6 protein-coding genes are annotated in these 11,068 nt (G+C 69.0%); 2 read left to right on the forward strand and 4 right to left on the reverse strand.

Translation table 11 applies throughout. From position 1 onward, the window contains the following. Positions 1–56 precede the first annotated feature (56 nt). From ACIP8W_RS26340 to ACIP8W_RS26350, 3 genes are all read right to left on the reverse strand, one after another. Positions 57–1,946, reverse strand: a complete 1,890-nt coding sequence (locus ACIP8W_RS26340; RefSeq protein ID WP_401956628.1) for an APC family permease — start codon at positions 1,944–1,946, stop codon at positions 57–59. 385 nt (positions 1,947–2,331) lie between these two features. Beyond that, complete coding sequence (gene pruA, locus ACIP8W_RS26345) at positions 2,332–3,963, reverse strand: L-glutamate gamma-semialdehyde dehydrogenase (protein WP_401956631.1); 1,632 nt, start codon at positions 3,961–3,963, stop codon at positions 2,332–2,334. A 113-nt stretch (positions 3,964–4,076) separates the two neighbouring features. Then, positions 4,077–4,817: a FadR/GntR family transcriptional regulator gene (locus ACIP8W_RS26350; RefSeq protein WP_401956634.1), complete on the reverse strand. Its 741-nt coding sequence runs from the start codon at positions 4,815–4,817 to the stop codon at positions 4,077–4,079. A 54-nt stretch (positions 4,818–4,871) separates the two neighbouring features. On the opposite strand from ACIP8W_RS26350, the gene ACIP8W_RS26355 reads away from it, so the two are divergent. Together ACIP8W_RS26355 and ACIP8W_RS26360 are read left to right on the forward strand one after the other, a co-directional pair. Then, positions 4,872–5,903, forward strand: a complete 1,032-nt coding sequence (locus ACIP8W_RS26355; protein WP_401956637.1) for a PucR family transcriptional regulator — start codon at positions 4,872–4,874, stop codon at positions 5,901–5,903. Between the two features lie 445 nt (positions 5,904–6,348). Next, positions 6,349–9,558, forward strand: coding sequence for a glycosyl hydrolase family 95 catalytic domain-containing protein (locus ACIP8W_RS26360; RefSeq protein WP_402204889.1), 3,210 nt, complete (start codon positions 6,349–6,351; stop codon positions 9,556–9,558). A gap of 70 nt (positions 9,559–9,628) precedes the next feature. Here ACIP8W_RS26360 and ACIP8W_RS26365 read toward each other — a convergent pair. Continuing rightward, the coding region (locus ACIP8W_RS26365) for an alpha/beta fold hydrolase (protein WP_401956642.1) at positions 9,629–11,068 on the reverse strand (1,440 nt) is incomplete at its 5' end.

The raw sequence follows: 11,068 nt of genomic DNA on the forward strand, positions 1-11,068 counted from the left end.
TCCGGTGAGTGCTCGTCCCACGGCCGGGCGTGTATCGGCCCAGGTCCGCAGGGTGGTTACAGGGCGGGGCGTACGGTCTGTCCGGCGTCCTCACCGTGTGGGTCGTGGGTTTCCTTCTCCCTCTCCAGGGCGACGGCCTCTTCGAGTTCCTCGGTGGCGAACCCGGAGGCGACGCCCCAGTAGTACGCGATCAGGGCCACCGCCAGCTCCAGCAGTGTGCCCACCGGGAAGGCGAACCGCTCAAGGGGGCCGAACTCGCCGACGTACGACAGGGGGAGGGTGGCCAGGAGCAGGAACACCAGCCAGTAGCCGCGACTGGTGTGCAGCCGGCCCCGGCTGTCGCTCATCGCCCACAGCAGCGCGCAGTAACCGACCACCAGCGCCGTGCTCGCCGCGAAGTACACCGCGAACGGCCAGCTGCCGGCCGCGGCGCTGTCCCCGGTCGCGAGGAACCAGCCGCCCTTGTCGCTGACGTAGATCCAGGCCACCAGGTAGACGGCGCTCACCACGGCACCGGACCCGCGGTCGAGCCAGCCGCGGTGGGGCAGGTAGTGCGCGCCGTAGACGGCGAGGCCCGCGAAGAGTATGACGGTGAGGTTGATCAGGGTCACGAAGCCGGCCCAGTAGATCATCGCCGCAGCCCCGAGGAAGCCTGCCGGCGCCCAGAAACCGGGCGCGCGCAGCTTGAACGGGCGGGGCAGCGTGGGCGCGTGACGGCGCAGGACCGGGAGACAGACGGCGGCCATCAGCGCGCTGAGCACCATCGCCGCGCTGATGAACCCCGCCAGCCGGTACCAGCTCGGCGCCGGCGCGAAGAACAGACAGCCCGCCGCGAAGGCGACCGCGGTCGACACCCACGGGATGCCGTGCTTGTTGGTCTTCTGGAAGGCGCGGGGGAAGTACCCGTGCATGCTCAGCCCGAAGCCGACCCGGGAGGCCGAGCCGAGGAAGATGTAGCCCGCGCCGGCCGGGGAGATGACCGCGTCGATCAGCAGCACCGTGGCGAAGGCGCCCAGCGCGGCGAGCGAGGAGGCGCGCAGCGCGTGCAGGAGCGGGCCGTCGGCCCAGGAGCTGCCGCCCAGCGCACTCCAGTCGCCGACCGAGACGCCCGCGTCGTGCCAGTTCACCGCGCCGATGAAGGCGACCTGGAGGGCGAGGTAGACGGCCAGCGGGATGAGCACGCAGCCCACTGTGCCGAGGGGGATGGTCCGTCGCGGGTTGACGACCTCGCCGCTGAAGTCGAGTACGCTGCGGAAGCCGATCAGCGCGAAGGCGATGCCGGAGACGGCTACCGCCTCGAAGACCGAGCCGCCGCCCTGAGGGAAGAAGCCATGGGCGGTGTAGTTGGATGAGTTGAAGACGAAGAGCAGTAGGACGAAGGTCATCGACGGAACAGCGATCTTCCACCAGGTCACCCAGCGGTTGGTCTCGCTCAGCAGCCGTACGCCGAAAATATTGATCGCGTAGAAGAGCACCATCAGGCCGATGCCGGCGAAGACACCGAGCGGCCAGGTGAGCACCGACACTCCGTCCTTGACCTCCATCAGCTCCAGGCCGGGGAACACACTGCTCAGATAGGTGATCACGGCGAGGGCCTCGATCGCGGGCAGCGAGACGTTCGCGAGCCAGTACGAGAGTCCCATGATCCAGCCGGTCAGGCCGCCGTGGGTGAGATACGGATAGCGGACGATGGCCCCACTGCGCGGCAGCGCCGCGCCGACCTCCATCCAGGCCAGCGCCACGAGCAGGATCAGCGCGCCGCCGATGAGCCACGAGATGATCGCGGCCGGGCCGGCGGCACCGGCGGCGTACAGCATCGCGAACAGCCAGCCGGAGCCGATCTGCGCGCCGACGCCCAGGAACAACACCTGCTGCAACGTCATGGTGCGGCGGAGCCGGCCGTCCGCTCCTTCGTCAAGAACGGCTTTTCCAGGGGAATGCGACATGATGACGTACTCCTTCGCGCAACGGCAGACCGAACCGGGAAGGGAATCCACGATTCACGGCCGCGAGTTGGGGTCCATCGTGGAGCAGACAGGGTGATCGCGATATCTTCTGGAGTAGGAGATCCCATACTTCTGTTCCTACTTCTGTAGCAAGCTGTCTGCGGATCCCGGCATAGGAATCCGCCCCCGGTGCGCAAAGCATCGGGGGCGGAGGTCTGGTGGGTGGGGCTGAAAACAAGTGACCGAGCGGGGTTCCGGAACGACGCCGACGCCCCCAGGTCCGCGTTCATGGCAGGCGACAGACTTCACCGATGTCGCGGACGATGACGCAGACGTGGTGTGAGGAGGCGCGCCGAGCAGGCGTGCGACCGCTGTGGCAGACCTCTCAGGCGTCCAGGTGCGGGTAGCGGTAGTCCGTGGCCGGGAGGTGGTTCTCCTTCGTCGTACGGGGGCTGGCGAACCGGATGAGGTTCCAGACCGTGCCGGCCTTGTCGTTGGTGCCGGAGGCGCGGGCACCGCCGAAGGGCTGGTGGCCGACGACCGAGCCGGTGGGCTTGTCGTTGACGTAGAAGTTGCCGGCGGTGTAGCGCAGCGCCGCGTCGGCCTGTTCGACGGCGGCACGGTCCTGGGCGAACACCGCGCCGGTCAGGCCGTAGGGGGTGGAACTGTCGACGAGGTCCAGGATCTCGGGCCACTTGGCGTCGTCGTACACGAACGTCGTGAGGACGGGGGCGAAGAGTTCCTGGGTGAGCAACGGCGAGTGGGGGTCGTCGACTTCGAGGATCGTGGGATCGACGAACCAGCCGACGGAGTCGTCCGTGTTGCCGCCGACGACCACCAGCCCCTCGGCCCGCGCCTTCGCCAGCGCCTCGGCGTGCTTGGCGTGCTGGCGGGCGTTGATAACGGCGCCGACGTAGGTCTCGGGCCGGGTCGGGTCGCCGACGACCACCGATTCGGTGAGCGCGACGAGCCGTTCCTTCAGCGCCGGCCACAGGCTGCGCGGGACGTACAGACGGGAGGCGGCCGAGCACTTCTGGCCCTGGAACTCGTACGCGCCACGCACACACGCGACGGCCAGCGCCTCCACATCGGCGCTGGGGTGGGCCAGGATGAAGTCCTTGCCGCCGGTCTCGCCCACCACGCGCGGGTAGTTGCGGTAGCCGGAGACGTTCTCGCCGACCGTGCGCCAGATGTTCTGGAACGTGGTCGTGGAGCCGGTGAAGTGGACGGCGGCCAGGTCGCGGTGGGCCAGCGCGGTCGGGCCGAGGTCGGGGCCGGTGCCGTACACGAGGTTGATGACGCCGTCGGGCAGGCCCGCTTCACGCAGCAGTTGCAGGGAGAGGTGGGCGACCAGGGAGGCGCTCTCGGCGGGCTTCCACACCACCGTGTTGCCGAGCAGGGCCGGGCCGAAGGCCAGGTTGTTCATGCAGGTGAAGTTGAACGGGGTCACCGCGAACACGAAGCCTTCGAGCGGGCGGTACTCGACGCGGTTCCAGGCACCGGGGTGGGAGCCGGGCTGGACGTCGTACATGTCGAGCATGTTCTTGACGTTGGCGCGGATGAAGTCGACCGTCTCGCAGGCGGCGTCGATATCGGCCTGGTACGTCGTCTTGGACAGCTCCAGCATGGTGGCGGCGTTGAGCCGGTCCCGCCACGGGCCGTACTCGAGCATGTCCGCGGCCCGCAGGAACGGGGCGGCGCGCTCCTCCCAGGGCAGGCTGCCCCACCAGGCCGAGGTGCGGGTGGCGGCCTCGATCGCGCTCGCCATCTCCGCGGGACCGGCGTGGTGCACCTGTCCGAAGGAGTACGTGTGTTCGTGCGGGGTCACGATCGGCGCCGTCCGGCCGGTGCGGACCTCGCGGCCGTCGATCACGTTCGCGATATCGAAGTCCGCGGAACGGATCTCCTTCAGGGCGGCGGCGACGCGCTCACGCTCCGGCGAGCCGGCGCCGAAAGCCAGCGGATCGGTCGGGCCGATGGGAAACAGGGCCGTGCGGCCGGCCGGTGTCGCGGTCATCACTACCTCCGAGCGGTTCCGGATATGGGCATGTCCTGTTCGCGGACACGCCCCAACGTCCGCAGAATCGCAGCGGGATCTCCTGCCTGTCAATGGCTAGGCCATTAGGTCCCTCATGGTCGGGGAAGGCGGCGCGGCAGCGCCGACGGGTCGTCGACCCAGCGGCTCATGTGCTCCCTCATGGCCTGCTGGGCCGCGGCGGGGTCGCCGTCCAGGACGGCGGAGGCGACGGCGATCGTGTCGTCGCGCAGGATCTGGATGGACGACGGCTGCGGTTCGGTGCGCTCGAAGACGCGCAGGACCGCGTCATGGATGCCTTGGGAAATGGCGACGCGGACGGAGTTCGCGGACGCCGCGGCGAGCAGTTCGTGGACGGCGAAGTCGATCTGCTCGACTTCCTTCCAGCGCTTCGCGGCCCGTGCGGCCGCCAGCAGTTCGGCGAGTTCCTCCCGCTGGGCGGGGGTGATGTGACGTGCCGCGAGTTCCGCGTTGTCCTGCTCGAAAGTGAACCGGAACTCGACGAGCTCGGCCTCCGTCGTGGCCTGTAGGGTCAGCAGCGACGAGAGGGCGAGGCCCATCACACCCGGTCCGGGCTTGGCGGCGAAGGCGCCGCCGTGCGCTCCCAGCCGTACTTGTACGATGCCGGATGCCTCCAGGACGCGGATCGCCTCCCGTACGGTCGCCCGGCTGACGCCGAACGCCTCGGCCAGCTCCCGCTCGCTGGGCAGCCGCCCGCCGTCCGGGACGCGCCCGCTCAGGACCGCCTGTCGCAACTGGTCCGCGACATCGTCCACCGAGCGGGTGCGGGCGAGTTCCTTGAACAGTTCCCGGGCGGGCGTTCTTGGTGTAGTCACACAGCCTTTCTAGCACCCTTCCCTTCGCCCGAGCATTGGCCTTACCATTGCTCTGTGGGATCGGGAGACACACTGCAAGCGGTAGTGGACGCGTTGGCCGAGCGCCTTGAGCTCTCTGTGCTGATCGAGGACGCGAGCTTCCACGCGCTGAGCTGGAGCGTCCAGACCGATGTCGATGACGTGCGCCTGCACAGCATTCTGCGGCGCGGTGTCACCGCGGCGACACTCGACGCGGTCGACCGCCTCGGACTGGCTCGTGCCACCGCCCCCGTCCGTACGCCCGCGGTCCCCGAGGCCGGTATGGAAGGGCGCTGGTGCGTTCCCCTGCGCGTCGCCGAGCACCTGGTGGGGTACCTGTGGGTGCTGGATCCCCAGGACCGCGCCGGACCGGACACGCTGCCCGCCCTGATTGCGGCGGCCGGGCGCGCCGTCGGTGTGATCGCCTCGGGGGCGGCGCCCGAGGACGACGACAGACAACTCCGCGATCTCCTCGGGCGCCTCGAACGAGGCCCCGACGAGGAGGCCGCACGCCGGCTCACGGTCCTCGCCAGGCTGCCCGACCGTGCCCTGATCGTCGTCGAGGAACGTCCCCGGCACGACGGCTGGCGCCTGCCCGGAGGGCTCACCGCCTACTCGGTCGGGCCGGGGCCGGGCCATCCAGGGGCGACGAGCGGGCTGCCCCTTCCTCTGGTGGAACTGCATGAGGCGGTGCGGCGCGCCCGGCTCACGCTCCAGGCGCTGCGCGCGGGCGCCCTGCTCGCCCGGCCGAGCTGGGACTGCCTGCGTGCGTGGCGGATGGTCGTCGAAGCGCCGCCGGGCCTGGACCCGAGGGAGATCCACCCCGGCGTGGCCGACCTGCACCGTCAGAAGAGCCCTGACCTGCTGATCACCGCCCGGACCTTCCTCGACCTCGGAGGGGACGTCCAGGCGACGGCACACGCACTCCACCTGCACCGCACCACGCTCTACTACCGCCTGGACCGGATCAAGGCCCTGACCTCCGTCGACCTGCGTACCGGCCCCGACCGGCACGACCTCGATCTCGCCCTGCGCCTCACCGCGTTCCGCGAGGCGGCCGCGAGGTAAGAGGAACGTCCCCCTGCCGTACTCATCGACGGGTGCGTGGGGGACCTCGGCGGCATGGTGGGCGGGGCCCAGGGCGCCGGGGGTAGCGAGACGGTGGCGCCCACCTCCAGTGCCCCTCCCGGCAAGCTTTGCCCCATCGCGCCGTCCATCACGCCCTCCCCGGGACTCCGTCCGGGGCTCCAGATGTGCCCCTGCGCGGCGTTGGCCAAAAGCGCTGGTGGCTCGTGCCCCATAGCCTTGAGGGCATGGGAGGTGCCCCACCGAGGGCTCCCGGCCGTCTTGCGATCGCACGCACCGGACGACGCTCCTCGCGGGGCAAACATTGCCGGTCACGGCACTAGACATCCGATCTATCTTCCGGCGACGATGATCGCGCCCTCGACAGATGTCGATGTGGCTGCTCTCCTCCGCGAAAGAGCCGATGAATGGGTCGGGAGATTTCACCGTGAACAATGATTCCCCACCGCAGCGACGGAGCATCCTCAAGCTCGGCGGCGCTCTCGCCTTCGCACCGCTGATCACTCAGCTGACGGGCGGAGCCGCTGTGGGCCAGGCCGTTGCCGCAGGGACCGACGTGTCGGGGGCCGTCCAGTGGCCGACCCTGTCGCGCAAGGCGCTGAAGTATTCCGTACCCGCCGTGGACTGGCAGTCGCAGGCCCTGCCGATCGGCAACGGCCGACTCGGCGCCATGCTCTTCGCCGATCCCCACGAGGAGCGCATCCAGTTCAACGAACAGAGTCTGTGGGGCGGTGTCAACAACTACGACAACGCTCTCGCCGGCAAGCCGGACAGCGCTTTCGACACCGGCATGACCGGCTTCGGCTCGTACCGGAACTTCGGTGACGTCGTCGTCACCTTCGCGCCCCGCGCGAGTCCGAAGGTCACGGCCCCGGGGGGACCGTACAGCACCTCCTCGACGGAGGGCGTCGGCAGTACGTACGACGGTGATGCGAGCAGCAAGTGGTGCATCGAGAGGCCCGGCTCGAAGGTGCAGTGGCAGGTCGAACTCCCCGCCCCCGTGGTGGTCGCGTCGTACCGTCTGACCAGCGCCGATGATGTGCCGCAGCGCGATCCGCAGGAGTGGACGTTCTCCGGTTCCGCCGATGGCGCCACCTGGACCGCACTGGACAGCCGCACGCTGGAGGCGCCCTTCGAAAGCCGTCTCCAGACAAAGGAATTCACCTGCGCCGACACCGCGGCCTACCGCTTCTACCGGTTCGACTTCGTCCCCAGAGCGGGCGTCAGCCACTTCCAGGTGAGCGAGGTCGGTCTGTCCGGCGTCGACCTCGGCGGGGGCGGTTCGATGTACCTGTCGTCGCCGAGCGGGCACTCCACGGCATCCGTCGCAGGCGCCACGTCCCGGACCACGGACATCTCCAACTCGGTGGACCGTGATCCGGCCACGGTCTGGCGGGTCGGCACCGCCGCGCCGGAGGTCGTCTGGCAGGCCGACCTGCCCCGCGCGGTCGTTGTCACCTCGTACGCGCTGACGGCGGCCCCGGACCGGCCGAGGGACGACCCCCGGCGATGGGTGCTCGAGGCGTCGCAGGACGGGCTCGCCTGGACGATCCTCGACACGCAGAACCCCGGAAAGCCCTTCGCCGGCCGAGGCGAGACCCGGACCTTCCGTATCGTCAACGACACGGCCTACCGCGTCTACCGGCTCACCCTGACCTCCGGCGCGTCCTCCACCGGCTTCCAGATCGCGGAGATCGCACTGGAGGGCAAGGGCTTCGACACCCGCACGCAGAGGACGGTCGTCGACTACCAACGCACCCTCGACTTCGGGGAGGGCGTCCACGTCACGCGCTTCGGCGCGCAGGGACAGCGCGTTCTGCGCGAGGCCTTCGCCAGCCGGTCCGCGGACATCATGGTCTTCCGGTACAGGTCGGACCGGGCACACGGGCTCTCCGGCGCGATATCACTGACATCCGGACAGGACGAGGCGCCGACGACCGTCGACGCCGACGCCCGGCGGATCGCCTTCAGCGGTGTCATGGGCAACGGACTCAAGCACGCGTGCACCGTCCAGGCCGTACACACCGACGGCGACGTCCGCGCCGACGGGGCGGTGCTTCGGTTCAGCGGCTGTACGACCCTGACACTGTTCCTCGACGCCCGCACCGACTACAAGCTCGACGCCGCCGCAGGGTGGCGCGGAGCCGATCCGGAGCCGATCGTCGCCAGGGCGCTCGCCAGGGCGGCTGCCCGGCCCTACGGCACACTGCGCGCCGAACACACCGCCGAGACGCGCGCCCTCATGAACCGTGTCTCGGTCGCCTGGGGCACCTCCGACGCCGCCGTTGTCGCTCTGCCGACCAACGCCCGGCTGGCGCGTTACGCGGCAGGCGGGGAGGACCCGACACTTGAGCAGACGATGTTCGACTACGGCCGGTACCTGCTGATCAGCTCCTCTCGCCCGAATGGTCTGCCCGCCAACCTCCAGGGTCTCTGGAACGACAGCAATGAGCCGGCGTGGGCCTCCGACTACCACACCAACATCAATGTCCAGATGAACTACTGGGGAGCCGAGACGACGAATCTGTCGGAGTGCCATGAGGCGCTCGTCGGATTCATCGAACAGGTCGCGGTACCCAGCCGGGTGGCGACCCGCAATGCCTTCGGCGAGGCCACCCGCGGCTGGACCGCCCGTACCAGCCAGAGCATCTTCGGCGGAAACTCGTGGGAGTGGAACACCGTCGCGAGTGCCTGGTACGCCCAACACCTTTACGAGCACTGGGCGTTCACCCAGGACCTGGTCTACCTCCGTACCGTCGCCTACCCGATGATCAAGGAGATCTGCGAGTTCTGGGAGGACCATCTCAAGGAACGCGAGGACGGACTGCTCGTCGCGCCGAACGGCTGGTCCCCCGAACACGGGCCGCGCGAGGACGGCGTCATGTACGACCAGCAGATCATCTGGGACCTGTTCCAGAACTACCTCGACTGCGAGGCGGCGCTCAAGACGGATCCCGTCCACCGGGCCAAGGTCGCGGACATGCAGGCACGCCTCGCGCCGAACAAGATCGGCCGGTGGGGTCAACTCCAGGAGTGGCAGGAGGACATGGACAGCCCCACCGACTTCCATCGCCACACCTCGCACCTCTTCGCGGTCTATCCGGGCCGTCAGATCACCCCGAGGACAGCCGACTTCGCGGACGCCGCCCTCGTCTCGCTCAAGGCGCGGTGCGGCGAGAAGGAAGGCGTCCCGTTCACGGCGGGGACGGTGTCGGGCGACAGCCGCCGTTCGTGGACCTGGCCCTGGCGGGCGGCGCTCTTCGCCCGCCTCGGCGACGGGCATCGCGCCCAGATCATGCTGCGCGGGCTGCTGACGTACAACACACTGCCCAACATGTTCGGCAACCATCCGCCCTTCCAGATGGACGGCAACTTCGGCATCTCGGGCGCCGTGGCGGAGATGCTTCTGCAGAGCCACGACGGTGTCATCCACCTGCTGCCCGCCCTGCCGGACGGCTGGAGGGCCAGGGGATCCTTCACCGGGCTCCGCGCCCGTGGCGGCTACGAGGTCAGCTGCGAGTGGCGGGACGGGAAGGTCACGTCCTACAGGATCGTGGCCGACCGGGCGCGGAACCGGGGGAACGTCACCGTGCGGGTGAACGGCGTCGACAAGAAGGCGAAGCCGGCCAAGCCCTGACGGCGACAGAGTGAGCCCCTCGGGGCATCGAGGGTGCCTGTACCCGGCCGGGTACAGGCACCCTCGTTTTTCAGGACCCGTCAGCCTCGCTCTCCCACTCCGACGGAACCTTCCGCGCCAGCCGCTCCGCGACGATCGGACCGATCTGGCGGACCCCCTCGGGCTGCATCAGATTCCTGTGGGTGGCCTCGATCTCCTGGATCTCGATGACACCGGAGACATGCGGCTCCCACGAGTCCGGCTCCGGGTCGTCCTCCCGGCGGCCCAGGGTCGCGTAGAAGAGGAGCAGGTCACCTTCGTACTGGTGGAAATCGTAGTCCTTCATCAGGGACACGTTGTTCCGCAGCACCTCTTCCAGCGCGGAGATGCTGTACTCCGAGAGGGTGCCCAGCGGGTGGCCGGACTGCCGGTAGATCTCGACGATCCGGGAGAACTCCAGTGGCCCTTCCTCGAACTCGTCGCGCTCCCGGTCGAGGAAGCCGATGAGCGCGTTCTCTATGTCCTCGGTGCTGATCTCGTCGTACTTCTCCGGTGCCACCTTGACCGGGTAGGTGTCGAGGATGCTGAGGAACGCGACTTCCTCGCCCGCCGCCTGGAGCTGGCACGCGGCCTCGAACGCGAGCTGCCCGCCGTACGACCAGCCCAGGAGGTGGTACGGGCCGGTGGGCTGGACGGTACGGATGTGCGCGAGGTAGTCCGCCGCCATCTCCTCCATCGAGGCCGGGCGCGGCTCGGGGCGGGCCAGGCTTCGCGACTGGAGCGCGTACAGCGGGCGTTCGGGCTCGATGTACTGCAACAGGTTGGTGTACGCCCAGCCGAACCCGGCGGCCGGGTGGAAGCAGAACAACGGCGGCAGGTCACCCTGGGCCCGCAGGGGCAACAGCACCTCCAGGGCGTTGCCCTCCTCGGCCCCACTGTCCAGCTGGAGAACCAGCTGGGCCACCGTGGGTGCGTCGAACAGTGTGCTCACCCTGAGCGTCACACCGAACACTGCCTCGATCCGGGCCACCAGCCGCATCGCGAGGAGCGAGTGACCGCCCAGAGCGAAGAAGCTGTCGTCGATGCCGACCCCCTGTATGCCGAGCACCTCGGCGAACAGCCTGCACAACTCGCCTTCGCGGGGGCTGCGCGGGACCCGGCCGTACCGGGCGTAGTCGGGCGCGGGCAGGGCCCGGTGATCCAGCTTGCCGTTGATGGTCAGCGGCATCGCGTCCAGGCCGACCACCGCCGAGGGGACCATGTACTCGGGCAGCCGGGCCGCGAGGCTCTGCCGGATCTGTTCGGTGTCGAGCCGGACTGTCTCGGTCTCGGCGACGACATAGGCAACGAGGCGTTTGTCGCCGGGCGTGTCCTCACGGACGATGACCGCTGTTTGTGCGATTCCGGGTGACTGGGACAGTGCTGATTCGATTTCGCCGGGTTCGATGCGGTAGCCGCGGATTTTGATTTGGTCGTCGGTGCGGCCGAGGTATTCGAGGTTTCCGTTGTGGTTCCAGCGTACGAGGTCGCC

Origin of the sequence: Streptomyces sp. NPDC088554, assembly GCF_044752945.1 — a bacterium.
Taxonomy (GTDB): Bacteria; Actinomycetota; Actinomycetes; order Streptomycetales; family Streptomycetaceae; genus Streptomyces.